The sequence below is a fragment of the Streptomyces sp. HUAS YS2 genome, assembly GCF_033343995.1.
Lineage (GTDB): Bacteria > Actinomycetota > Actinomycetes > Streptomycetales > Streptomycetaceae > Streptomyces > Streptomyces solicathayae.
The window spans coordinates 6,370,816-6,394,239 of record NZ_CP137573.1 but is presented as its reverse complement, the minus strand read 5'-3'; the positions used below and the strand labels follow the sequence as shown (position 1 = coordinate 6,394,239).

The 23,424-nt window shown below is 73.3% G+C and carries 25 protein-coding genes; 15 read left to right on the top strand and 10 right to left on the bottom strand.

Translation table 11 applies throughout. The features are described 5' to 3' along the window. Nucleotides 1-21 precede the first annotated feature (21 nt). The 4 genes from R2D22_RS29620 to R2D22_RS29605 all read left to right on the top strand — a co-directional run bounded on the left by R2D22_RS29620 (nt 22) and on the right by R2D22_RS29605 (nt 3,721). A complete protein-coding gene (locus R2D22_RS29620; protein ID WP_318107788.1) occupies nt 22-318 on the top strand; it encodes a hypothetical protein in 297 nt (98 codons plus the stop codon). A gap of 96 nt (nt 319-414) precedes the next feature. Continuing rightward, nucleotides 415-1,326 (top strand): MBL fold metallo-hydrolase, encoded by a 912-nt coding sequence (locus R2D22_RS29615; protein WP_318107787.1) that lies wholly within the window; start codon nt 415-417, stop codon nt 1,324-1,326. 151 nt (nt 1,327-1,477) lie between these two features. Continuing rightward, nucleotides 1,478-2,500: a phosphotransferase family protein gene (locus tag R2D22_RS29610; protein ID WP_318107786.1), complete on the top strand. Its 1,023-nt coding sequence runs from the start codon at nt 1,478-1,480 to the stop codon at nt 2,498-2,500. A gap of 6 nt (nt 2,501-2,506) precedes the next feature. After that, a complete protein-coding gene (locus tag R2D22_RS29605) occupies nt 2,507-3,721 on the top strand; it encodes an acyl-CoA dehydrogenase family protein (RefSeq protein WP_318107784.1) in 1,215 nt (404 codons plus the stop codon). 87 nt (nt 3,722-3,808) lie between these two features. On the opposite strand, the gene R2D22_RS29600 is transcribed toward R2D22_RS29605, so the two are convergent. Genes R2D22_RS29600 through R2D22_RS29590 form a run of 3 tightly spaced genes read right to left on the bottom strand, consistent with a single transcriptional unit; the run spans nt 3,809 to nt 6,883 of the window. Next, the gene (locus R2D22_RS29600) at nt 3,809-4,402 is read right to left on the bottom strand and encodes a TetR/AcrR family transcriptional regulator (protein ID WP_318107782.1); all 594 of its coding nucleotides are present in this window, start codon (nt 4,400-4,402) and stop codon (nt 3,809-3,811) included. A 43-nt stretch (nt 4,403-4,445) separates the two neighbouring features. Then, complete coding sequence (locus tag R2D22_RS29595) at nt 4,446-6,080, bottom strand: AMP-binding protein (RefSeq protein WP_318110071.1); 1,635 nt, start codon at nt 6,078-6,080, stop codon at nt 4,446-4,448. Between the two features lie 38 nt (nt 6,081-6,118). Next, nucleotides 6,119-6,883, bottom strand: a complete 765-nt coding sequence (locus tag R2D22_RS29590) for an SDR family oxidoreductase (RefSeq protein ID WP_318107781.1) — start codon at nt 6,881-6,883, stop codon at nt 6,119-6,121. 168 nt (nt 6,884-7,051) lie between these two features. On the opposite strand from R2D22_RS29590, the gene R2D22_RS29585 reads away from it, so the two are divergent. The 5 genes from R2D22_RS29585 (at nt 7,052) to R2D22_RS29565 (ending at nt 12,298) form a co-directional block, all read left to right on the top strand. Then, nucleotides 7,052-8,296, top strand: a complete 1,245-nt coding sequence (locus tag R2D22_RS29585) for an exo-beta-N-acetylmuramidase NamZ family protein (RefSeq protein ID WP_318107780.1) — start codon at nt 7,052-7,054, stop codon at nt 8,294-8,296. 82 nt (nt 8,297-8,378) lie between these two features. Then, nucleotides 8,379-9,584, top strand: coding sequence for an alpha/beta hydrolase (locus R2D22_RS29580; RefSeq protein WP_318107779.1), 1,206 nt, complete (start codon nt 8,379-8,381; stop codon nt 9,582-9,584). 150 nt (nt 9,585-9,734) lie between these two features. Beyond that, nucleotides 9,735-10,301, top strand: a complete 567-nt coding sequence (locus R2D22_RS29575; protein WP_318107778.1) for a hypothetical protein — start codon at nt 9,735-9,737, stop codon at nt 10,299-10,301. Nucleotides 10,302-10,411: 110 nt separating this feature from the next. After that, nucleotides 10,412-11,137 carry a 3-keto-5-aminohexanoate cleavage protein gene (locus tag R2D22_RS29570; protein ID WP_318107777.1) on the top strand — a complete coding sequence of 242 codons (726 nt, stop codon included), beginning with the start codon at nt 10,412-10,414 and terminating at the stop codon, nt 11,135-11,137. Between the two features lie 87 nt (nt 11,138-11,224). Continuing rightward, entirely contained in the window at nt 11,225-12,298 is a 1,074-nt protein-coding gene (locus R2D22_RS29565; RefSeq protein ID WP_318107775.1) for an RNA ligase (ATP), read from the top strand. A 125-nt stretch (nt 12,299-12,423) separates the two neighbouring features. Here R2D22_RS29565 and soxR read toward each other — a convergent pair whose 3' ends face one another. Next, on the bottom strand, nt 12,424-12,891 hold the full coding sequence (soxR, locus tag R2D22_RS29560) for a redox-sensitive transcriptional activator SoxR (protein ID WP_318107773.1): 468 nt from the start codon (nt 12,889-12,891) through the stop codon (nt 12,424-12,426). 93 nt (nt 12,892-12,984) lie between these two features. Here soxR and R2D22_RS29555 point away from each other — a divergent pair, with 93 nt between their 5' ends. Next, complete coding sequence (locus R2D22_RS29555) at nt 12,985-13,446, top strand: MaoC family dehydratase (protein ID WP_318107771.1); 462 nt, start codon at nt 12,985-12,987, stop codon at nt 13,444-13,446. 12 nt (nt 13,447-13,458) lie between these two features. Here the strand turns inward: R2D22_RS29555 and R2D22_RS29550 are convergent, their stop codons facing one another. From R2D22_RS29550 to R2D22_RS29540, 3 genes are all read right to left on the bottom strand, one after another. Then, nucleotides 13,459-14,085: a TetR/AcrR family transcriptional regulator gene (locus R2D22_RS29550; protein ID WP_318107770.1), complete on the bottom strand. Its 627-nt coding sequence runs from the start codon at nt 14,083-14,085 to the stop codon at nt 13,459-13,461. A 58-nt stretch (nt 14,086-14,143) separates the two neighbouring features. Then, nucleotides 14,144-14,431: a YiaA/YiaB family inner membrane protein gene (locus R2D22_RS29545; protein ID WP_318107769.1), complete on the bottom strand. Its 288-nt coding sequence runs from the start codon at nt 14,429-14,431 to the stop codon at nt 14,144-14,146. A 77-nt stretch (nt 14,432-14,508) separates the two neighbouring features. Then, complete coding sequence (locus R2D22_RS29540) at nt 14,509-15,660, bottom strand: acyl-CoA dehydrogenase family protein (RefSeq protein WP_318107768.1); 1,152 nt, start codon at nt 15,658-15,660, stop codon at nt 14,509-14,511. Between the two features lie 78 nt (nt 15,661-15,738). Between R2D22_RS29540 and R2D22_RS29535 the strand changes: the two genes are divergently transcribed. From R2D22_RS29535 to R2D22_RS29525, 3 genes are read left to right on the top strand one after another with little or no spacing between them, the layout of a single operon-like run. Then, the gene (locus R2D22_RS29535; protein WP_318107767.1) at nt 15,739-16,413 is read left to right on the top strand and encodes a TetR/AcrR family transcriptional regulator; all 675 of its coding nucleotides are present in this window, start codon (nt 15,739-15,741) and stop codon (nt 16,411-16,413) included. Continuing rightward, entirely contained in the window at nt 16,392-17,708 is a 1,317-nt protein-coding gene (locus tag R2D22_RS29530; RefSeq protein ID WP_318107765.1) for a HEAT repeat domain-containing protein, read from the top strand. The genes R2D22_RS29535 and R2D22_RS29530 overlap by 22 nt, the downstream gene beginning before the upstream one ends. Nucleotides 17,709-17,726: 18 nt before the next feature. Further along, nucleotides 17,727-18,422, top strand: a complete 696-nt coding sequence (locus R2D22_RS29525; protein ID WP_318107763.1) for an ArsR/SmtB family transcription factor — start codon at nt 17,727-17,729, stop codon at nt 18,420-18,422. Nucleotides 18,423-18,428: 6 nt separating this feature from the next. Here the strand turns inward: R2D22_RS29525 and R2D22_RS29520 are convergent, their stop codons facing one another. Next, complete coding sequence (locus tag R2D22_RS29520) at nt 18,429-19,052, bottom strand: TetR/AcrR family transcriptional regulator (RefSeq protein WP_411977095.1); 624 nt, start codon at nt 19,050-19,052, stop codon at nt 18,429-18,431. A gap of 134 nt (nt 19,053-19,186) precedes the next feature. Here R2D22_RS29520 and R2D22_RS29515 point away from each other — a divergent pair, with 134 nt between their 5' ends. Next, nucleotides 19,187-20,128 (top strand): DMT family transporter, encoded by a 942-nt coding sequence (locus R2D22_RS29515; protein WP_318107761.1) that lies wholly within the window; start codon nt 19,187-19,189, stop codon nt 20,126-20,128. A 36-nt stretch (nt 20,129-20,164) separates the two neighbouring features. Continuing rightward, entirely contained in the window at nt 20,165-20,863 is a 699-nt protein-coding gene (locus R2D22_RS29510) for a DsbA family oxidoreductase (RefSeq protein WP_318107759.1), read from the top strand. Here the strand turns inward: R2D22_RS29510 and R2D22_RS29505 are convergent, their stop codons facing one another. Both R2D22_RS29505 and R2D22_RS29500 read right to left on the bottom strand, forming a co-directional pair. Next, the gene (locus R2D22_RS29505; RefSeq protein WP_318107757.1) at nt 20,864-21,946 is read right to left on the bottom strand and encodes a Zn-dependent alcohol dehydrogenase; all 1,083 of its coding nucleotides are present in this window, start codon (nt 21,944-21,946) and stop codon (nt 20,864-20,866) included. It lies immediately after the preceding gene. Between the two features lie 19 nt (nt 21,947-21,965). Beyond that, nucleotides 21,966-23,357, bottom strand: coding sequence for an aldehyde dehydrogenase family protein (locus tag R2D22_RS29500; RefSeq protein WP_318107755.1), 1,392 nt, complete (start codon nt 23,355-23,357; stop codon nt 21,966-21,968). Between the last annotated feature and the right edge of the window lie 67 nt (nt 23,358-23,424).

Below are 23,424 nucleotides of genomic sequence, written 5' to 3'. Positions count from 1 at the left end.
TCCCCTCACAGAGGCGACGTCATGACCCTCCTCCACCACGAGCACCCCACCCACGCGCACACCCACGGGCCGACGTGCGGGCACACCGCCGTCGAGCACGGGGACCACCTCGACTACGCCCACGACGGGCACCTGCACCGCGAGCACTCCGGCCACTGGGACGAGTGCGAGCCCGTGAACCACGTCCAGCACACACACCCGGACCACACACACGGGCCGGAGTGCGGCCACACCGCCGTCACGCACGGCGACCACCTCGACTACATGCACGACGGACACCGGCACGCGGCGCACGGCAACCACTGGGACGACCACTGAGCCGAGCGGTGCCCCCGGGCGCGCGCCCGGCTTTCCCCCGCGGCGGTCCGACTGGCAGGCTTTCGCCGAACCGTCGAGCCCGCCGGGGGGATTCTCATGGCCGCGACCGATCCTTACACCGTCCGACTCGCCCCGGGAGTGCACGCGTTCGTGCAGCCCGACGGCGGCTGGTGCCTCAACAACGCGGGCATCCTCGGCGACGCCGGGGAGAGCCTCCTGGTGGACACGGCGGCGACCGAGCGCCGCGCGCTGCTGCTGCGGGACGCGGTGCTCGGCGCGGGACTTCCGCTGCCCCGCACGATCGTCAACACCCATCACCACGGCGACCACACCTACGGCAACGGGGTGTTCACGCCGGCCGCGCGGGTCGTCGGGCACGACTCCTGCCGGACCGAGCAGCTCGCCGCCGGACGGCAGCTCCATCTGCTGTGGCCGCAGACCGACTTCGGCGAGATCCGGATCACGCCGCCCTCCCTCACGTACAGCGAGCGGCTGACCCTGCACGTCGGCGGGCTCGAGGTCCGGCTGGTGCACCCGGGCGTCGCGCACACCACCGGCGACTCCGTCGTCCATCTCCCGGAGCAGGGCGTGGTGTTCACCGGCGACCTGATCTTCCACGGCGGGACGCCGTTCGTGCCGATGGGGTCGGTCGCCGGTTCGCTGCGCGCCCTGGAGATGCTGCGCTCGCTGGACGCGGAGCGGGTGGTGCCGGGGCACGGGCCGGTGACGGACCCGTCCGCGTACGACGCGACGGAGCGCTATCTGCGCTGGGTCGCCGAGCTGGCCCGCGAGGGGCACACCAGGGGCGCGAGCCCGCTGGAGGCCGCGCGCACGGCCGACCTCGGCGAGTTCGCGGCCTGGCGGGAGAGCGAGCGGCTGGTGGCCAACCTGCACCGGGCGTACGCCGAGCTGGACGGGCTGCCGCCCGGCTCGCCGCTCGACCCGGCGGCGGTCTTCGGCGACATGGCGGCGATGAACGGCGGCGTGCCGGTCGCCTGCCACGCCTGAGGCCCGCCCGGGGGCCGGAATCAGGGGGCTGTCGGGCCGGCCCGACAGCCCCCTGTCCGGCGTTCCGGCGGGACCCCTCTGGACTACATACCGACTGGTCGGTCATGATGGCGGCGACCGGTCTGCCACTCCCGTCCCGGAGGTACGCACCATGAGCTCCAGTCCCCCACCAGGCCTCGACCCCGAGCGGCTGCGCGGCTTCCTCGACCGCGAGCGGCCCGGTCTGGTGAGCGGACCGCTCCGCGCCCGGCTCATCGAGGGCGGCCGCTCCAATCTCACGTACGTCGTCACCGACGGCGCCGGCCGGTGGGTGGTGCGCCGCCCGCCGCTCGGCCACGTCCTGGCCACCGCGCACGACATGAAGCGCGAGCACCGGGTGATCAGCGCGCTGCACCCGACCGGCGTGCCCGTCCCGGAGCCGGTGCTGCTCTGCGAGGACGAGTCGGTGCTCGGATCGCCGTTCTACGTCATGGAGTTCGTGGCCGGCACCCTGTACCGCTCGGCGGAGCAGCTCGCCCCGCTCGGCCCGGAGCGCACCCGCGCCGCCGTCCTCGGCCTCGTCGACACGCTGGTCGACCTGCACGCCGTCGACCCCGCCGCCGTCGGCCTCGGCGACTTCGGCCGCCCCGAAGGCTTCCTCGACCGCCAGCTGCGCCGCTGGGGCAAGCAGCTGGACGCCTCTCGCAACCGCGAGCTGCCCGGCATCGACGAACTGCACGCCGCCCTCGGCCGCGCGCTGCCGGTCTCCCCCGCGCCGACGGTCGTGCACGGCGACTACCGGCTGGACAACGTGCTGATCGGCGAGGACGACCGGATCAAGGCCGTCCTGGACTGGGAGATGTCCACCCTCGGCGACCCGCTGACCGATCTCGGCCTGCTCGTGATGTACAGCGCGAAGCTGGACCTGCCCGACTCGCCCGTCAGCACCACGGCCGGCGCCGCCGGGCACCCCGACCCGGCCGAGCTGATCGAGCGGTACGCAGCCCGCTCGGGCCGCGACACCTCCGGCCTCTCCTGGTACACGGCCTTCGCGTGGTTCAAGCTCGCCGTGATCCTCGAGGGCATCCACTACCGCTACACCCTCGGGCAGACCGTCGGCGCCGGCTTCGACCGGATCGGCGACCTGGTCCCCGTCTTCATCGAGCACGGCCTCACCACCCTCCAGGAAGGCTGACCCCGCATGGACTTCGCATTCGACGCCCGGACCGAGGAACTGCGGGCGAAACTGCTGGCCTTCATGGACGAGTTCGTCTACCCGGCCGAGGAGGTCGCGCACGAGCAGCGGGCCCGGCTCGCCTCGCCGTGGGACACCCCGCAGGTCGTGGAGGACCTGAAGGCCGAGGCCCGGCGGCAGGGCCTGTGGAACCTCTTCCTTCCGGACAGCGCGTACGGCGCGGGGCTCACCAACCTCCAGTACGCGCCGCTGGCCGAGATCACCGGCCGCAGCCCGCAGTTGGCGCCGACCGCACTGAACTGCGCGGCCCCGGACACCGGAAACATGGAGGTGCTGGCCCTCTTCGGCGACGAGGCGCAGCGCAAGCAGTGGCTGGAGCCGCTGCTCGCCGGGGAGATCCGGTCCGCGTTCGCCATGACGGAGCCGGAGGTGGCCTCCTCGGACGCCACCAACATCGAGACCCGGATCACGCGCGACGGCGACGACTACGTCATCAACGGCCGCAAGTGGTACATCTCCGGGGCGATGAACCCGGACTGCAGGATCTTCATCGTCATGGGCAAGACCGACCCGGACGGCCCGGACATCCGCCGCCAGCAGTCGATGATCCTCGTCCCCCGGGACACCCCGGGCCTGGACGTGCGGCGCGCGATGCAGGTGTACGGGTACGAGGACCACTCCCACGGCGGCCACGCCGAGGTGGTCTTCGAGGACGTCCGGGTGCCCGCCGCGAACCTGATCGGCGAGGAGGGCGGCGGCTTCGGCATCGCCCAGGCCCGGCTCGGCCCGGGCCGGATCCACCACTGCATGCGGCTGATCGGCATGGCCGAGCGGGCCGTGGAGCTGATGTGCCGCCGCGCGGTCTCCCGCAACGCCTTCGGCAAGGCGCTCGCCCAGCAGGGCGTGGTGCAGAACTGGATCGCGGACGCACGGGTGACGATCGAGCAGCTGCGGCTGCTGGTCCTGAAGACCGCCTGGCTGATGGACACCGTCGGCAACCGGGGCGCGCACACGGAGATCCAGGCCATCAAGATCGCCACCCCGCGCGCGGTGGTGGACATCATCGACAAGGCGGTCCAGCTGCACGGCGCGGGCGGCGTCTCGCAGGACTTCCCGCTGGCCGAACTCTGGGCCGGGGCGCGGACGCTGAAGCTGGCGGACGGTCCGGACGAGGTGCACCAGCGGTCGCTGGCGCGTCAGGAGCTGAAGAAGTACCGCTGAGCCCCCGCCTGCCCGGCCGCATGATCCGCCTGCCCGACCGCATGTTCCGCGTGCCCGACCGCCCGATCCGGGTGGCCGGGCACGCCGCTACGGGCGCAGCGCCCGGAGCAGCAGGTCGGCCAGGTGGTCGGCGACCTGCTGCGGAGTGAGCGGACCGTCGGGGCGGTACCAGGTGGACAGGTGGTGCACCGAGCCGAAGTGGTAGTCGACCACCAGGTCGGCCGGGGTCGCGGAGGAGAACACCCCGCTCTGCTGGCCCTCCTCGATCAGCGCCCGGAACCGCTCGTGGTAGCGCCGGCGCTCGGACCGCACCTGCTTGTTCTTCTCCGGGCTCAGGTGGTGCATCGAGCGGAAGAAGATCGAGGCGTCGTCGAGGTTCTCGATGGTGGTGACCACCACGTCGGCCGCGGCGCCCCGCAGCCGCTTCTCGATCGGCTCGTCGGCGTCGGCGAAGGCGTCGAGGCGCTCCTGCTGGAGGCGCAGTACCCGCGCGTAGACCTCCTGGAGCAGGTCCTCCTTGGAGCCGAAGTAGTGGTACAGCGCGCCCTTGGTGACGCCGGCCGCCTCGACGATCTCCTGTACGGAGGTCCGGTCGTACCCCTGCTCGGCGAAGAGCCGGGTGGCGGCGGCCAGCAGCCTCTGCGGGACGGGCGTACCGCTCCCGTCCGTCGTCCTGGCCATGTGCCGCCACCTTTCTCTCGTGATCCGTGTCCTGCTTGCGACGCTACTTCCGGGAACGCAGTTCCCTTCTGAGGATCTTCCCACTTGTCGTCTTGGGCAGCTCCGCCAGGATCTCGACCTCGCGTGGGTACTTGTACGCCGCCAGCCGCTCCTCGCAGTACGCGGAGAGCTCGGCGGGCCCGGCGGCGGCGCCGGGGCGCAGGCTGACGTACGCCTTCACCGACTCGCCCCGGTAGGCGTCGGGGACGCCCACGACCGCGGCCTCGCGGACGGCCGGGTGGGTGTAGAGCACGTCCTCGACCTCGCGGGGCCAGACCTTGAACCCGGAGGCGTTGATCATGTCCTTCTTGCGGTCGACGACGTACAGCCAGCCCTCGGGGTCCATGAAGCCGATGTCTCCGGTGCGCAGTTCGCCGTCCGGGAAGGTCTGCGCGGTGGCCTCGGGGAGCCGCCAGTACCCGGGCACGACCTGCGGTCCGCGCACGGCTATCTCGCCCTGCGTGCCGAACGGGACCTCGCGGCCCTCCTCGTCGAGGATCCGGACGAGCGTGTCGGGTCCCGGCACGCCGACGGAGAGGGTGCCGGAGGCCGGGTCGACCGGGGCGTCCTTCTCCGGGGGGACGGCGGCGCAGGGGGCGGTGCACTCGGTCAGGCCGTAGCCGTTGCGGATGTACGGGCCGAAGCCGGCCCGGAACCGCTCCACCAGGGCGGGCGGCACGGGGGCCCCGCCCGAGGAGATCACCAGGAAGGAGGCGAAGTGGTCGCGGGTGACGCCGGGATGGGCGGCGAGCGCCATGAACGCGGTGGACGGGCCGACGGTGTACGCCGGGCGGTGCTCCAGGAAGGCGTCGAGGACGACCCCGGCGTCGAAGCGGTACGCGAGGGCGAGGGTGCCCGCGTTGGCGAAGCAGGCGCCGAGCTCGCAGACCATGCCGGTGATGTGGAAGAGCGGGGCGAGCGCGAAGTACGTGCCACCGGGCGGGACGGGGTGGCCGGTGCGCTGGCGCTCCGCGTTGTGGACGATGCCCCGGTGCAGGTTCATGGCGCCCTTGGGGGTGCCGCTGGTGCCGGAGGTGTAGCTGATCAGGGCGATGTCGTCGGTGCCGGGCGTGCGGTCCTCGGGGGCCGGGTGGCCGGCGCGGGCGACGGTGAGCAGGTCGTCCGCCTCGTCGGCCGGGACGGGGGCGGGCTCGAAGCCGAGGACCCGCGGGTCGTCGCGGGTCTGCAGCTCGCGCTCGCAGGCGGTCAGGACGATGCGGACCGGGGAGGCGGCGGCGGTCTCCCGCAGGTAGGCGTGCCAGGTCCGGTCGGCGCAGACGAGGGCGGTGGCGCCGGAGTCGTCCAGGACGTGCGCCACCTCGGCGGACTTGTACATCGGGTTGAGCGGGACGACCGTCGCACCGGCCTTCCACGCGCCGAGCAGCGCGAGCACGAAGTGCGGGCTGTTCTGGAGCATGACCGCCACCCGGTCGCCGCGGCCGAGGCCGCGGGCGGCGAGGTGTCCGGCGACGGAGTCGGAGAGCGCGTCGGTCTCGCGGTAGCTCAGCCGGCCGTCGAAGTAGGCGAGGGCGGCGCGGTCGGGGTGGGCGGCCGCGGCGGCCCGGAAGGCGTGCAGGACGGTCGGCGGCGGGGTGACGGGCGCGCGCTGGGCGTCGGTGAGCTGTGCCAGCCACGGCATGGCCGCGTAGACCGATTCGACGCCTTCCCTGGAGTCCGTCACGCGCCCGCTCCTTCCCACTTCCGCTGGATGTGGTTCATGTTGCCGAGCCAGCGTTCGGGGTCGGCGGCCCGGGCGCGGTAGTAGTCGGCGACCTCGGGGTGCGGCAGGATCAGGAAGCGGTCGGCCTCGATGCCCTCGAACAGGGCGTCGGCGACGTCCTCGGGCTCGATGGCGGTGGGTGCGAGGACGAGTTCGCCGGCCGATCCGGCGGCGGTCAGCATGTCGGTGCGCACGCCCTGCGGGCAGATCGCGTGGACCTTGATCCCGCGGTGCCGGTAGGTGAGCGAGAGCCATTCGGCGAAGGCGTACGCGCCGTGCTTCGAGACGCTGTACGGGGCCGCGCCGACCATGGTGAGCAGCCCGGCGGCGGAGACGGTGGAGACGAAGCGTCCGCTGCCGCGCTCCAGCCAGTCGGGGAGCAGCGCGCGGGCGGCGCGGACGTGGGCCATGACGTTGACGTCCCAGGCGGCGGCCCAGACCTCCTCGTCGGCGAAGGCGTCGCCGGGCGAGGCGAGCCCGGCGTTGGCGCACCACACGTCGACCCTGCCGCCGAGCGCCTCGCGGGCCTCCTCGACGATCGCGGAGGCGTCGCCGGGGACGGCGGTGGCGCCGATCTCGTCGGCGACCGCCTTGGTGCGGCCGGGGTCGAGGTCGTTGACGACGACCCGCGCGCCCTCGGCGGCGAACCGGCGGGCCAGCGCGGCACCGATCCCGCCGCCCGCGCCCGTGACGACCACTCCCGCTCCCTGCACCGAGCTCATCGATACCCGCCTCTCCGTTGCGACCGTGCGACCGTGGGACCGCGCGAGCAGACTAACCAGTCGGTATGTAGCGAGGGAAGTCCCCGTGCGCACGCCTCGTTCCCCCGCCGCCGACTCCGCGCTAGCGTGCGTGGCCATGTCAGGAAAGGCGATCAAGGAGGTATCCGCATGAGCCTGTCCAGACGGGGCCTGCTGGCCGGCGGCGGCGCGCTGGGCGCGGTCGCGGTCACCGGCGGGCCGGCGCGCGCCCAGGACGAGCGGCGCGGGCGGGTGCGCACCGGCTTCGAGCGGCTGGCCGCCGACGGTTTCGCGGCGCTGTCCGGACAGAAGGTCGGCGTCGTCACCAACCCCACCGGCGTCAGCCCCGACGCCCGGCACATCGTCGACGTGATGCACGCCGACGACCGGGTGAACCTGGTCGCGGTGTTCGGGCCGGAGCACGGCTTCCGGGGCACGGCGCAGGCCGGCGGCTCGGAGGGGCGCTACGACGACCCGGCGACCGGGCTGCCGGTGTACGACACGTACCTGAAGAGCGGTCAGCCACTGGCGGACGTCTTCACCGCCTCGGGCGTGGACACCGTGGTCTTCGACATCCAGGACGTGGGCTCGCGCTTCTACACCTACATCTGGACGATGTACGACTGCATGGTCGCGGCCGCGCTGGCGGGCAAGCGGTTCGTGGTCCTCGACCGGCCCAACCCGGTGACCGGGCGGGCGGCGCTCGGTCCGGTCCTGGACCGGGCGTTCGCGACCTTCGTGGGCCGCGAGCCGATCGCGCAGGCGCACGGAATGACGGTGGCGGAGCTGGCGCTGCTGTTCAACGCGGAGTTCCTGGCGCGGCCGGTGGCGCTGGAGACGGTACGGATGACGGGCTGGCGGCGGTCGGAGTTCTTCGACGCGACCGGGCTGCCGTGGGTGCCGCCGAGCCCCAACATGCCGACGCCCGACACGGCCCTGGTGTACTCCGGGACCTGCCTGTTCGAGGGCACCAACCTGTCCGAGGGCCGGGGCACGACCCGGCCGTTCGAGCTGCTCGGTGCGGAGGGCGTGGACCGGCGCTGGGCCGAGGCGGCGAACGCGCTGGAGCTGCCGGGCGTCCGGTTCCGGGAGGCCTACTTCGCGCCGACGTTCTCCAAGTTCCAGGGGAAGACGGTCGGCGGGGTGCAGCTGCACGTGCACGACCGGGCGGCGTTCGACCCGGTGCGGACCGGCGTCGCGCTGCTGGTGACGGCGAAGCGGTCGTGGAGCGGCTTCGCCTGGCGGCCGGACAACTGGATCGACAAGCTGACCGGTTCGACCCGGGTGCGCACCCTGGTCGACGCGGGCGCGGAGCCGGACGAGGTCGTGGCGGCCTGGGACGCCGACCTGGCGGCCTTCCGGTCGGTGCGCGAGGGGTACCTGCTGTACAGGTAAGCGGCTGCGGCAGGTCTGGTCGTCCCTCCGGTTCCGCAGGATGCTGCCAGGGCAGCGGTCCTCGACGCGGAGGGACAGGCCCATGAGTGTGCAGCCGTACCTGGAGGTCGTGTTCGACAAGGACGGCGACGGCGCGGCGGGGCAGCGCGAGGTCCTCGCCCGGCTCGGGGTCACCGACCTGGTGCTGTTCGCGCACGGCTGGAACAGCTCACGGTCCGTGGCCTCCCGGCTGTACGGGGCGTTCCTGGCGCCCTTCCCCGGACTGGTGGGCGCCGGGGCGCGGGTCGGTTACGCGGGCGTGTTCTGGCCGTCGATGATGTTCACGGACGAACCGATCCCGGACTTCGAGGGCCTGACCGCGCAGTTCCCGGGCAAGGAGGGCGCGGTCGGGCGGCTCGGCGCGCTGCTGACAGAACGGCCCTCGGACGAGGGGGCGTTCGCGGAGTTCGGGGCGCTGCTGCGGGACCTCACGGACGTCGGCCGGGCGGGCGCGGTGCCGGACGGCGGGGCCGAGGAGGGCGTGCCGGAGTTCCTGACCGGGGACCCGGTCGAGGTGTACGGGATGTTCGCCGAGGCGCTGGAGTCCCTGACGGACGGGGGCGGGCCGGCGCTGTTCGGCGGCGGGCTCGGCCGGCTGTGGAAGGGCGCCGAGGAGGCGCTGCGCCAGGCCACGTACTACACGATGAAGCGGCGGGCCGGGAAGGTCGGCGAGCGGGGCCTCGGGCCGCTGCTCGGGGAACTCGCCAGGACGACCCCCGCCCTGCGGGTGCATCTCGTCGGCCACAGCATGGGCGCCCGGCTGGTCTCCTTCGCGCTGCGCGGACTGCCCTCCGGGACCCGGAACGTGAAGTCCGTGACGCTCCTCCAAGGGGCCTTCTCCCACTACGCGTTCGCGTCGAGCCTGCCGCACGACCGGGACGCCTCCGGCGCCCTGCGGGACATGCAGCGGCGGGTGGACGGACCCGTGGTCGCCTGTTACTCGCGGCACGACTCGGCGCTCGGGGTCATCTACCCGCTGGCCTCGCGGCTGGCCCGCGACGACTCGCAGGTGGTGGGCCTGGACCGGCGCTGGTGGGCGATCGGGCACGACGGCATCCAGGCGGTGCCGGGCACCCGGTCCCTGACGCTGGACGAGGCGCTGCGGTCCGGGGTCCCGGGGTCCGGGTGCGTCAACGTGGACGCGGCGTCGGTGGTGCGGACCGGCGGGCCGCCGTCGGGCGCGCACAGTGACATCTGCCATCCGGAGCTGGCCCGGGTGGTGGTGTCGGCGGGCCGCTTCGGGCGCTGAACGAGGGCGCGGAGGCGGACGTTCCGCCGCATTCCCACCCGTCGCTTCCACGCCATTGATGGCTCCCATCGGAATTTCGATGGAACACGGAAGGCCACTCGTTCGTCCCTCTCATGACGCCGAAGCACCAGCGACGGAGGTGGCGGAGCGATGGCCGGTTTCCGGAGTCTCGCCAGACAGGTACGTGATCCGGGGTGCGATCCCGCGCTGCGGAGGTACTCGCTGCGCAAGTGCCTGGAGCGGTTCGCGCCGTACGGGCACCGGGCGACCTGGGCGCATCTGTGCCGCAGGCACGGGTTCGGGCAGGAGGACCGGGACCCCGATCCGGGGCGGCTGGTGGCCGCGCTCGACGAGCTGGAGGAGGCGCGGGCGGTGTGGCTCGCGTACGAGGCGGAGTTCGCCGCACGGCGGCGCCGCGAGAAGCACGGCGGACTGCGCCGGCCCGGCTCGGTGGACGACTGGCACCGCCGTACGTGGGGCGGCAACGGGGTCGCGCGGTGCGACGATCCGGCCGTACATCCGTCGGAACCGCTGGCCGAGGTGTTGCGCCGGCTCATATCCGCGCTGCGGGCCGCGCCGGGCGCGCACTGCCCGGTCTGCGCGGGGACACGGATCGAGCGGCGGCCCGAGCCGGTGTGCGGGACGTGCGGGGTGACGCTGCCGGCGGCGGTCCTGACGCCGGGGGCGGGGCACGCGCGCCTGGTGTCGGCGGCGTGACGCAGGGAGCGGTGATGCGGGGAACCGTGAGCCGTTATGCGGTGAGCCGTGTCGCGGTGAGCCCGTGAGCCGTTATGCGGTGAGCCGTGTCGCGGTGAGCCCGTGAGCCGATGATTCAGGTCTGTCTCAACGGGAGCCGGGGCCCCGGGGACGCGGCGGCGGTGCCGATGTCGCCCGGGGCGATGGCCGCGTCGGCGGCCGCTGCGGTCGCCGCCGGGGCCGCGGACGTCCATGTCCACCCGAAGACGCCGTGCGGCAGGGACACGCTCTCGCCGCGCGTCCTCGCACAGGTGCTCCCGGCGATCCGGTCGGCGGTCTCCGTGCCGCTGGGCGTGACGACGGGCGCCTGGGCGGAGCCGGACCCGGTGCGGCGGGTGGAACGCGTCCGCGCCTGGACGGTGCTGCCCGACCACGCCTCGGTGAACTGGCACGAACCGGGTGCGGAGGAATTGGCCGCGGCGCTGCTCGACCGCGGGGTGGCGGTGGAGGCGGGCCTGTGGTCGGGCACGGACGGCCCGTCCCGGTTCCTGCGCTCCCCGCTGGCGCCGCACGTCCTGCGGGTGCTGGCCGAGGTGACGGACCGTGATCCGGCAACGGCCGTCGGGACGGCGCGCGCCCTGCTCTCGGAACTGGGAACGGCGCACGGCCGGCCGGTCCTGCTGCACGGCGAGGAGGGGGCCGCCTGGCCGGTGCTCGACCTGGCCCTGGCGTCCGGCCTGGACACGCGGATCGGCCTGGAGGACACCCTCGTCCTGCCGGACGGGACGCCGGCCCGGTCCAACGCCGAACTCGTAGCGGAGGCAGGGGCCCGCGCCCGGGACGCCGCGCGACGCTAACAGAAGCGAAAACCCGTGGCCCAGGGGTTTTCCGGCTCGGCAGAGTGCCACCGATGACGCAGAAACCCGAGCACCCGGAGCCCTGACATGTCCACCCTGCGCGTGACCGCCGAAGTCCTGGCCGTACACCCCCATCCCAACGCCGACGCACTGGAGCTGGCCCAGGTGGGCCTCTACCGCGCCGTCGTGGCCAAGGGGGCCTACCGGACCGGTGACGTCGCCGTCTACATCCCCGAACAGGCCGTTCTCCCGGCCGGGTTGATCGAGGAGCTGGGGCTCACCGGGCGACTCGCGGGCAGGGCGTCGGACCGGGTGAAGGCGGTCCGGCTGCGCGGCGAGCTGTCCCAGGGGATCGTGTGCCGGCCGAAAGCGCTGGCGGACGTGGACCTGGTGGCGGCAGCGACCGAGGGCCGGGACTTCGCGGAGCGGCTCGGGATCAGCAAGTGGGCGCCGCCGATCCCGACGACGATGGACGGCGACGTGGAGCAGGCGCCGGACCTGCTGCCGTGGACGGACATCGAGAACATCCAGCGGTATCCGGACATCTTCGAGCCGGGTGAGCCGGTGGTGCTGACGGAGAAGCTGCACGGCACGGCCTGCCTGGTGACGTACTTCGCCGAGGACGGCCGCGTCCAGGTCTCCTCCAAGGGCTTCGGCGCGAAGGGCCTGGCCCTGAAGGAGGACCCGCGCAACCTGTACTGGCGGGCGGTGCTCGGACACGGCGTCCCGGCGGTCGCGGCGGCGCTGGCCGAGCGCCTCGGCGCGCGCCGGGTCGGCGTCTTCGGCGAGGTGTACGGCGCGGGTGTGCAGGACCTGGCGTACGGGGCGAACTCCCGTACCGAGGAAGGCGTCGGCTACGCGGTCTTCGACGTGTCCGCCGAGATCGACGGCGCGGTCGTCTGGCTCGACCCGGCGCAGGTCCTGCAGGACGGCGAACTGCCCCTCGTACCACGGCTGTACACCGGACCGTACGACGTCGAGCGGGTGCTCGAGCTGTCCAGCGGCCGGGAGACGGTGTCCGGGAAGGAACTGCATCTTCGGGAGGGCGTCGTGATCCGGTCCGCGACCGGGCGGTACAGCCCGGTCGTCGGCGGCCGGGCGATCGCCAAGTCCGTGAGCCCGGCCTACCTGACCCGCAAGGGCGGCACCGAGTACGAGTAGGCCGGCGGCGAAGCCGGTGGGGACCCGCGCGGGGGGCGGGTCCCCACCACCCGACGTTCCGGCCGGTCCGCCCGGCGTTCGGCCGGGGCGCGTCGCGCACGGGCCGTGTCCGTCGGCCCCGCCCGTCACTGCGCCGGCTTGCGCTCCGCGAACAGCCGCGAGCCCGTCAGCCCCTCTCCGACCACGTCGTCGGGGTTGGACAGCACACAGGTCTCGAGCGACAGACATCCGCAGCCGATGCAGTCGGTCAGGTGGTCACGGAGCCGGCCGAGCTGCTTGATCCGCTCGTCGAGTTCGGACCGCCACGTCTCGGAGAGCCGCGCCCAGTCCTCGCGGGTCGGCGTGCGCTCCTCGGGCAGTTCGGCGAGTGCCTCGCGGATGGTGGCGAGCGGGATTCCGACCCGTTGCGCGGCCCTCACGAAGGCGACCCGGCGCAGTGCGTCGCGCCCGAAGCGGCGCTGGTTGCCCGTCGTCCGGCGGCTGCTGATCAGGCCCTTGGACTCGTAGAAGTGGAGGGCGGACACCGCCGCCCCGCTGCGCGCGGACAGCTGACCGACCGTGAGCTCGTGGATCTTCTCTGGAATCTGCGGCACTCCCCGAACCCTACTGTCCCGCCATTGACAGGAGCCCGCGCACCCCACATGCTAAGCAGTCGCTTAGTTTTCATCGTGAGAGGGAGCAGGGACATGGCCGAGCCGAGGATCTTCACCTCCGCCGAGGAGCTGCGCGCCGGGGTGGGCGAGCAGCTGGGGTACAGCGACTGGCTGGAGATCGAGCAGAAGCGGATCGACCTCTTCGCCGACGCCACCGGGGACCACCAGTGGATCCACGTGGACCCGGAGCGCGCCGCGGCGGGCCCGTTCGGGAGGACGATCGCGCACGGCTACCTGACGCTCTCCCTGCTGCCCACCCTCGTCCCGCAGATCATGCGGGTGGAGGGCATGAAGATGGGCCTCAACTACGGCACCAACAAGGTCCGGTTCCCCGCCCCCGTGCCGGTCGGCTCGCGGCTGCGCGCCTCCGCCGTGCTCACCGAGGTCACGGAGGCCGGTGGCGGCGTGCAGGTCACCGCGACCGTGACGGTCGAGCGCGAGGGCGGCGACAAGCCGGTCTGCGTCGCCGAGTCGGTGTCCCGCTACTACTTCTGACCCGCTTCCCGGCTACTTCCGCGCACCCACCATGCGCAGGACGAGGTCGGCGTAGAGCGCGCCGACCTCGTCCGCCGTGTGGCGGCCCTGGGTGTTGAACCAGCGGGACACGTCGATGCACAGGGACAGGATGGCGACGGTGGTGCCGGGCACGTCGGACGCGTTGAACTCGCCCGCCGCGACGCCCTCCTCGATGACCCGCCGCACCGCCGCCTCGCTCTTGCGCCGCAGGTCCACGATCTCGGTGCGGTGCTCGGGGGCGAGCGCGTCCAGCTCGTACTGGACGACGCGCGCGGTGGTGTGCCGCTCGGCGTGCCAGCGGACGAAGGAGCGGACCGCGGCGGCGAGCCGCTCGGCGGCGGTGCCGGGTCCGGCGGCCGCTTCCTCCAGGATCTCCAGGGCCCTGTCGTGGCCGATCCGGCTGATCCGGTGGAGGAGCTCCTCCTTGGTCTTGTAGTGGATGTAGAGCGCGGCCGGGCTCATACCGGCCCGCCCGGCGATGTCCCGGGTCGTGGTGGCGTGATAGCCGCGCTCGGCGAACGCCTCGACCGCCGCCACCAGCAGCTTCCGGGCAGCCTCGGGGGTGACCTCACCCCACGGCTTGTCCTCGCCGAGGACCGTCTCCTCCGCCGCGGTCATGGTTCGCCCTTTCTCCGGCCGTCAGGACGAACACCATACAACGAACCTGAGCAAGCGCTTAGAGCTTCTGGAAAGGGTCGTGATCGGCGAGCAGCTTCTCCAGGCGCGCCTGGTCCACCCTGCTGACGATCTGACCGGCCTCCTGCCGGTCGCGGACCACCTTGGAGAGCGTGAAGGCCGAGGTGGTCAGGTACAGGACCGCGATCCCGAGGAAGGCCCGCACCCAGACGTCCGCGTCGAGGTTCAGGATGCCGAGGCCCACGGCGCCCAGGGCGATCCCGAAGGAGATCACGGCCTGCATGTAGTAGGCGGCGGTGTTCTGCTGCTTGATCGGTGTGTCGCTCATGACCGACAGGATCGGGCGGATGTGCCCCGTGCCACATCCGCCCGGGTACTCAGGCGCGTACTCAGAACGCCAGGCTCTCAGAAGGCGGAGACCCCCGTCAGCGCGCGGCCGATGATCAGCTTCTGGATCTGGCTCGTGCCCTCGTACAGGGTCATCACGCGGGCGTCGCGCAGCAGCTTCCCGACCGGGTACTCGTCGATGTAGCCGTAGCCGCCGAAAACCTGGAGGGCGTTGTTGGCACAGCGCACGGCGGCCTCGGAGGCGTACAGCTTCGCCTTGGAGGCGGCGGTGGCGAACTCCTCGCCGCGGTCGATCAGGTCGGCGACCCGCCAGGTCAGCAGCCGGGCGGCGTCCACGTCCACGGCGATGTCGCTGATCAGCTCCTGCACCAGCTGGTACGAGGCGATGGACTTGCCGAACTGCTCGCGCTCCCCCGCGTACCGCACCGCCGCGTCGAGCGCGGCCTGGGCGATGCCGACGCAGCCCGCCGCGACCGACATCCGCCCCTTGGCCAGCGCCGACATGGCCACCGCGAAGCCCCGGCCCTCGGGACCGAGCATGGCGGAGGCGGGCACGCGTACGTCCTGAAGGACCAGCTCGGCGGTGGCCTGGCCGCGCAGACCGAGCTTGCCGTGGATCGCGCGGCGGGTGAGGCCCGCGCTGTCGGCCGGGACGAGGAAGGCGGAGACGCCCTTGTGGCCGGGGGTGTCGTTCGTCCGGGCGAAGAGCAGCACGATGTCGGCCCACGTGCCGTTGGTGATGAAGGTCTTCGAGCCGTTGATCACGTACGCGTCGCCGTCGCGGACCGCGCGGGTCGCGAGGTTGCCGGCGTCGGAGCCGGTGCCCGGCTCGGTCAGTCCGAAGCAGCCGACCGCGTCGCCGGCGGTCAGCCGGGGCAGCCAGGCGCGCTTCTGCTCCTCGTCCCCCCAGGCGGCGACGGTCTTGGCGACCAGTCCGAGCGAGACGGAGACGATGCCGCGCACGGACGAGTCGCCGCGCCCCAGCTCCTCGGTGACCAGGCAGTACGCGAGGTGGTCGCCGCCGGAGCCGCCGTACTCCTCGGGGATCGTCAGACCGAGGAAGCCGACGGCGCCGAGCTTCTTCACGATCGCCCGGTCCACCTCCTCGGCCCGGTCCCAGGCGGTCGCGTACGGGGTGACCTCGCGCGCGACGAAATCCGCGGCGAGCTGCCGTGCGGCCTCCTGCTCCTCGCTCAGCTCCAGGTTCATGCGTCACCCCTCGGTCACCCGCGGCACTGCCCGTACCGGGTTTAATTACCACTGCTAATTTTAAAGTGCACGCCTACTATGTGCGCCATGGCCCGACCGCGCAAGCCCCTCCTCAGCAGAGACCGGATCGTCGAGACGGCGGGAGCGCTCGTGGACGCCGAGGGCCTCGCCGCCCTCTCCACCCGGCGGCTCGCGGCCGAACTGGGCGTCAGCGGCCCCTCGCTGTACAACCACTTCCGCACGAAGGACGAGATCCTCGACGCGGTCGCCGACGCGGTCAGCGCGAAGATCGACCTGTCGATGTTCGACGAGACCGACGGCCGGGACTGGCGCACCGCCCTGCACGACTGGGCGGTCTCCTACCGGGCCGCCCTCGCCGACCACCCGCACGTCGTCCCGCTGCTCGCCCATGGCCCGGGCCGCCGCCCGGCCGGCCTCAAGGTCGCCGACGCGGTGTTCGGCGGGATGGTCCGGGCCGGCTGGCCTGCCGCCCAGGCGACGTACATCGGCGCGCTGATGCGGTACTTCATCACCGGCTCGGCGCTGGGCTCGTTCGCGCGCGGCTTCGTCGACGACGAGGCCGCGTACGACCCCGCCGACTATCCTCACCTGGGCCAGGCTCACCTCCTGGCGGAGCGTCAGGAGAAGGTCGACGAGGGTGCGTTCGAGACGGGACTGCGGGCTCTGCTCGACGGGCTGGCGCTGCAGTACGAGACGGGGGTACGGGGACAGTGGACGGCGCGGAGCTCATAGCGGCGGTACGGGACGGGGACACGGAGGCGATCCGGCGGCTGACCGACGCGGGCACGGACCCGGACACGGCGACGGAGGACGGACTTCCGGTGCTCTGCACGGCGATCGCGTCGTACTCCGTGGAGGTCGCGGAAGCGCTGACGGAGGGCGGCGCGGACCCGGACCGGCCGCTGCCGGACGGGACGACACCGCTGCTGCGCGCGATCGAGGCGGGTTCGCCGGCGGTGTTCGAGGCGGTACAGGGGGACGACCTCGGACTGCGGCTCCGGGGGCCCGCGGGAGAGCGGGCCCTCGCGACCGCGCGGAGCTGGTACGAACGGTCCCGGACGGCGGCGGGTGAGCGGACCCGGGTGCCGGACGACGAGTACCACCACGTCGACGAACTCGTCCTGGACGGACGCCGGGTACGCGCCGGCCACGGCGCGATCCTGACCGACCTGGAGTGGGCGCTGCGCCTCCTGACGCCGGTGGACGAGCTGGTGGACCGGGCCGTGCGGTGTCCCGAGCCGGATCACGTCGACTGGAGCGCCGTCGCCTGGGTCCTCTCCCAGCGCCGGAGCCCGCAAACCCGGTCGGCCGTCGTCGCGTACCGGCGGCACCCCGATCCCGCGCACCGGCGGTTCGTGCTCGACGTCCTCCGGTTCGGCGCGCTGTCCGGCCGCAGCGCGCGGAACTCGTACGAGAGGGAGAACGCCGAACTCCTTGCGGACTGGTCGGCGGAGGAGACCGATGCGGGCGTGCTCGCCGCGGTCCTGAGCGTCTTCACGGATCACGAACACCCTGCCATGGAGGCCGTCGGACTCCGCCACGCAGGCCATCCCGATCCCCGCGTACGCGCGGAGGTGCCGTTCGCCCTGTGCACGTGGGGCAGTCCGCTCACACCCGTCGCCCGGGAGACCCTCCTGGCCCTCGTCCGGGATCCCGACGCCCGCGTCCGCGCCTGCGCCTGCCACGTCCTCGGCGACTGGTACGACCACACCGCCGAGGTCAGGGAAGCGCTGCTGTCCCTGCTCCGGGACCCGGAGGTGCGTGGAAGGGCCGCGACCGGGCTCGCCGCGTGCGGGGACGGCACGCCCGCCGTCGCGGACGCGCTGTACGCGCTCCTCGACGAGGAGGACCTGCTGCTCCGCCTGGAGGTCGCGTACGGCCTCGCCAAGCGGAACGACCCGCGGACGGAGGAGGCGTACCGGCGAGTCGGGCCGACCGGACCGGGCTTCGAGGACGACCACCGGCTGGGCGAGCACTTCTGGTACCGCGAGCGGCAGCGAAACGCTTCGGCCGACGCCGAACGGTGAACGCGGCATCCTGGGGGCATGGCCTCTCGTGACCTCGCCGCCCTCGCCTCGCTCTTCGCCGACGAGACCCGCGCCGCGTTCTGTCTCGCCCTGCTCGACGGACGGGCCTGGACGGCCGGTGAGCTGGCGCGGCACGCCGGAGTGGCGGCGTCGACGGCCAGCGAGCATCTGGGGAAGCTGATCTCCGGCGGGGTCCTCGCGGAGGAACGGCAGGGGCGGCACCGGTACGTGCGGCTCGCCGGGCCCGGGATCGCCCAACTCGTCGAGGACCTGGCCGCGGCCGCGGCCCCCGCCGCGCCGGAGCCGCCGCGTTCGCTGCGGGCCGCGAGCGCCGGGCGGGCGCTGGCCCGGGGGCGTACCTGCTACGACCATCTCGCCGGACGGCTGGGCATCGTGGTCACCGACGCGATGACGGAGCGCGGACTGCTGCGCCAGGACACCGGGTTCGCGCTCACCGACCGGGGCGTGGCCTGGTTCGGCGAGCTGGGGATCGCGCTGGAGACGAAGGGGCGGCGGCCCATGGCCCGGGGCTGTCTCGACTGGACAGAGCGCCGCCCGCATCTCGCGGGGACCGCGGGCGCAGCGCTCTGCCGGCACGCGCTCGACGCCGGATGGTGCGTACGGATCGGGTCGGAGCGCGCGGTGAAGGTCACCGCCGAGGGCGAGCGCGCCCTGTACGAGACGCTCGGCGTCGAACCGGCCGCCCTGCGCTGAGCGGCGTCACGCCCCGAGCAGGCGCCGGGCCAGTCCGGCGAGCGACTCCTCGATCCGCTCGTGCGAGAGGCCGCGTTCGAAGCGCTGGAAGCGGTAGAGCTCGGGGGCCAGCGGGCTGAGCACGATGTCGATCAGCGCGTCCGGGTCGGCCGCCCCGGCGTCGACGAGCAGCGTACGGACGTGCACGCGCCAGAACCCGTACGCGCCGGTCTCGAACCTGGCCTGTCCGGTCTCCGCGCCCAGCGCCAGCGGCAGGTGGTGCCGCAGCAGGTCGAGCATGCCCGCGTAGAAGGCGGCGAGCCGCTCGGCGGGCGGCGCGCCCGGGCCCAACGGGGGCGGACCGTAGACGAGTTGCTGCTGGAGCCGGCGGTCGTGCTCGTCGAGGAGGGCGACGGCGATCGAGGACGGGTCGGGAAAGCTGCGGTAGAGGGTGGCCCGGCCCACGCCGGCCGCCTTGGCGACCGCGTCCATGGTGACCGTCCCCGGGTCGCGCTCGGCGAAGAGCCGCTCGGCGGCGGCCAGGATCTGCTCGCGGTTGCGCACCGCGTCCGCCCGCCGGCGCGGCCCGGCCGCCCGGCCGTGCTGCCCGTCCCCGCCCGTGTCGCCCATGGCGCCTGCCTCCTCGCTCATACCCCGACCTTACTTCCCCCACCCGAATAAGTGGACACCTTGTCCATTTGGCTCGGGCGTGGCAGGCTAAACGGACACAGCGTCCACTTATCTATGGCGCGGGCCTCGCCATGCCTGCGCCAGGGGGGATTCAGATGCACACCGCACTCCTCGCGGTCGCCCTGCTCGTCGGCTGCCTCCTGGCCGTCCAGGCCTCGGCGAACCTCCAGCTCAACAAGGCCGTCGGCACCCCGTACGGCGCCTCCACGCTCCAACTCGGCCTCGCGACCGGGCTGCTCGCGGTGCTCGCGGCCGCGGCAGGTGCGCTCGGCGCGCTAGGTCGGCTGCCCGACGTCGACGGGTGGATGCTGCTCGGCGGGCTCGCCAGCCCGCTGTACATCACCAGCGGCATCCTGCTGTTCCCCCGGCTCGGCGCTCTCGCGGCCGTGGGCCTCTTCGTCACCGGCCAGATGTTCGCCTCGCTCGCGCTCGACCTCTTCGGCCTGATCGGCCTGGAGCGGCGCGCCCCCAGCGCCGGAGTCGTGCTCGGCGCACTCGCGGTGCTCGCCGGGATCGTGGTGATCATCCGTGCCCAGCGGGCCGCCGGACCCACCGGCGCCGGTACCGGTCTCTCCCGGGCCGGCCGGATCGGCTGGCCCGCCCTCGGCATCGTCGCGGGCGCCGCGCTCCCGGTGCAGGGTGCCGTCAACGCCCGGCTGCGGGCCCGGCTGGAGGAGCCGCTGGCGGTGGCCGTGGTCAGCTTCACCGTGGCCACCTTCGCGATCGCCGTGGTCCTGCTCGTCCTGTACGCGACCCGGCGCACGCCGAAGCCGCAGGTCGCGCCGCTGAAGAAGATGCCGTGGTGGGGCTGGCTCGGCGGGGCCTGCGCCGCCGCCTACGTCACCGGCACCTTCCTGCTGATCCCGGAGATCGGCGCGGCCGTCACCGTCGCGCTCACCGTGACGGGGCAGCAACTGACGTCCGCGCTCATCGACCAGCGCGGCCTGTTCCGCCTGCCCCGGCGGGCCCTCAGCGGCCCCCGCGCGACCGGCCTCGGGCTGCTGCTCGCCGGTTCGCTCGCCATCCAGCTCGCCTGAACCCCATCGCACCTCACGACACCCATGGAGGGACTCATGTCCGCCACGACCACGACCCCGCCCGCCGGAGTCATCACCGTCTACTCCGACATCTGGTGCTCCTTCGCGCACATCGCCGTCCACCGGCTGCACGCCACCCGCGCCCGGCTGGGCCTGGAGGAGCGGGTCCGGTTCGATCTGCGGGCCTTCCCGCTGGAGCTGCTGAACGACGCGCCGAGCCCGCGGCCCGGCACGGACAGCGAGGTGGCCCGCATGGCGAGCCTGGAGCCCGCCGCGGGCTGGCAGCTGTGGCAGGCCAAGGACTGGCTGTACCCCTCGACGACGCTGCCGGCGCTGGAGGCGGTGCTCGCCGCCAAGGAGCAGAGCCTGCACGCCTCGGAGCAGCTCGACCTCGGTCTGCGGCGGGCGTTCTGGGCCGAGTCCCGGTGCGTCAGCAACCGGAAGGTGATCCTCGACGTGGCCGCCGCCACCGGCGCGGTCGACGTCCGGGCGCTCGCCGACGCGCTGGACGACGGCCGGGCCCGCGCGGAACTCTCGTCCCACGCGCGCCTGTCCGCCACCGACGCGATCACCTGCAGCCCGCACCTGTTCCTGCCGGACGGCTCGGACCACGCCAACCCGGGCGTCGACGTGGGCTGGGAGGGCGCGTACGGGGTCGGCTGGCCGGTGATCAAGGGCGACGACCCGAAGGTCTACGAGGACCTCCTGCTGCGGGCCGCCGCTCAGGCCGACTGACTACGGGAAGACGACCAGGGCCCGGCCGCCCCTGCCCGCGATCATGTTGTCGAAGGCGCCCGGGATGCCGTCCAGGGTGATGCGCTCGGTGACCAGGGCGCTCAGGTCGAGGCGGCCGGCCCGGATGTGCTCGGCGAGGACCGGCAGGTCCCGGGCCGGGTCGGAGTTGCCGTACACGCAGCCGGAGAGCGTGCGGCCCCAGTGGAACAGCTCCAGGGCGTTGAAGGTGACCTGCTGGTCCTTGCCGCCGATGCCGACGACCGTGGTGCGTCCGCCGCGCCGGGTGGAGTCCCAGGCGGTACGGATGGTGGCCGCGCGGCCGACGCACTCGACGGCCACGTCGGCGCCGTGGCCGCCGGTCAGCTTCCGGATCTCGCGGGCGGTGGTGTCGGAGGCGACCACGTACTCGGTCGCCCCGGCCGCCCGGGCCAGCGACTCCTTCTCCGGCGAGACGTCGACCGCGACGATCGGGCCGGCGCCCGCGATCCGGGCGGCCTGCAGGGTGGCCAGTCCCACGCCGCCGACGCCGAAGACCACCACCGACTCCCCCGCCCGGACCCGGGCGGAGTGGTGCACGGCGCCCCAGCCGGTGAGGACGGCGCAGCCGAGCAGGGCGGCGTCCTCCAGCGGGACGCCGTCCGGGACGGGCAGCACGCAGTTGGCGGCGACCACGGTCTCCTCGGCGAAGGCCGCCACGTTGAGGCCTGGGTGCAGTTCGGTGCCGTCGTCGGCGACGGCGTACACGCTCCCGGCGCCGGTCAGCGCGTCGGCACAGAGCCAGACCTCGCCGATCGAGCAGTGGTGGCAGGCCCCGCAGGACGGGGCCCAGTTGAGGACGACGCCGTCGCCGGGCGCGACATGGGTGACGCCCTCGCCGACGGAGACGACCGTGCCGGCCCCCTCGTGCCCGAGGACCGCGGGGACGGGCACCCGCATCGTGCCGTCGGTCAGTGACAGATCGGAGTGGCAGACCCCGGCGGCGGCCAGGCGGACCCTGACCCGGCCGGGGCCGGGCTCGGGCAGTTCGACGCCGGTGATCTCCAGCGGAGCACCTACGGCGGGCAGGACGGCGGCGCGGATCACGCGTGGTCTCCTTCGGCTCTCAGAACTGCAGGGACTTGGTCTGGAGGTACTCCGCCAGACCGTGCGTGCCGAGTTCGCGGCCCACACCGGACTGCTTGTAACCGCCGAACGGCGCCAGCGGGTTGAACCGGCCGCCGTTGATGTCGACCTGGCCGGTGTCCATGCGACGGGCGAAGGCGACGGCCTCGTTCCGCTCGCCCCAGACCGCGCCGCCGAGCCCGTACACGGTGCCGTTGGCGAGGGCGAGGGCCTCCTCCTCGCCCTCGTACCGCAGGATCGAGACGACCGGGCCGAAGATCTCCTCCTGCGCGATGGTCATCTCGGGCGTGACGTCGGCGAACACGGTGGGGGCCACGTAGTAGCCGGTCTCGAGCGGGGCCTCGGGGCCGCCCGCGACGAGCCGCGCGCCCTCCGCGATCCCCTGCTCGATGTAACCCCGCACCCGGGCCTGCTGCACGGCGCTGACCAGCGGACCGATGCGCTCGCCGGGAACGTACTTGGCGACCGCCTCGGCGGCCAGTTCCACCGCCTCCTCGTACCGCTCGGCGGGGACGAGCATCCGGGTCCAGGCGCTGCACGTCTGGCCGGAGTTGGACATGACGTTGGCGATGCCGACCGAGACCGCCTTGGCCAGGTCGGCGCTCGGCAGGATCACATTGGCGGACTTGCCGCCGAGTTCGAGGGCGACCCGCTTGACCGCGCCGCCCGCGAGGGCGCCGATCCGCCGGCCGACGGCGGTCGAGCCGGTGAAGGAGACCAGGTCGACGTCCGCGTGCTCGGCGAGCGCCTGGCCGGCGACCGGGCCGAGGCCCGTGACCAGGTTGAAGACCCCGGCCGGGAACCCGGCGGCATCCACGGCCTCGGCGAACAGCTGGGCGGTCAGCGGGGTGTCCTCGGCCGGCTTGAGCACGAGGGTGCAGCCGGCGGCGAGGGCCGGGGCGACCTTGGCGACGATCTGGTGGAGCGGGTAGTTCCAGGGCGTGATCGCACCGACCACGCCGACCGGCTCGGCGTACACGACGGAATTGCCGATCTCCTCCACGAAGGAGTGCGTGGCGGCCAGCTCGGCGTACGAGGCGGCGACGGCGATGGGCAGTTCGGTGTGCACGGCGGACGCGAGCTTCGCCGGGGCGCCGAGCTCGGCGGTGACCGTGGCGGCTATGTCCTCGGCGCGCTCCCGCAGGCCGTCGCGGAGCGCGCCCAGGAGGGCGGCCCGCTCGGCGGGCCGGGTGGCCGCCCAGCCGGGGAGCGCGGCGCGGGCGGCCCGTACCGCGGCGTCGACGTCCTCGGCGGTGCCGGCCGGAACGTGGCCGATGACCTGCTCGTCGGCGGGGTTGAGGACGGCGATGCTCTCGGTGGAGGCGGCGGGACGCCATTCCCCGCCGATGTACAGGGCGTCGTGGGCCTTCATCCGCTGCTCTCCTTCGTCACGTCCGTTCTCGACCCCGCCAAACTAGCGCTGATAGTTTTCGGGCGCC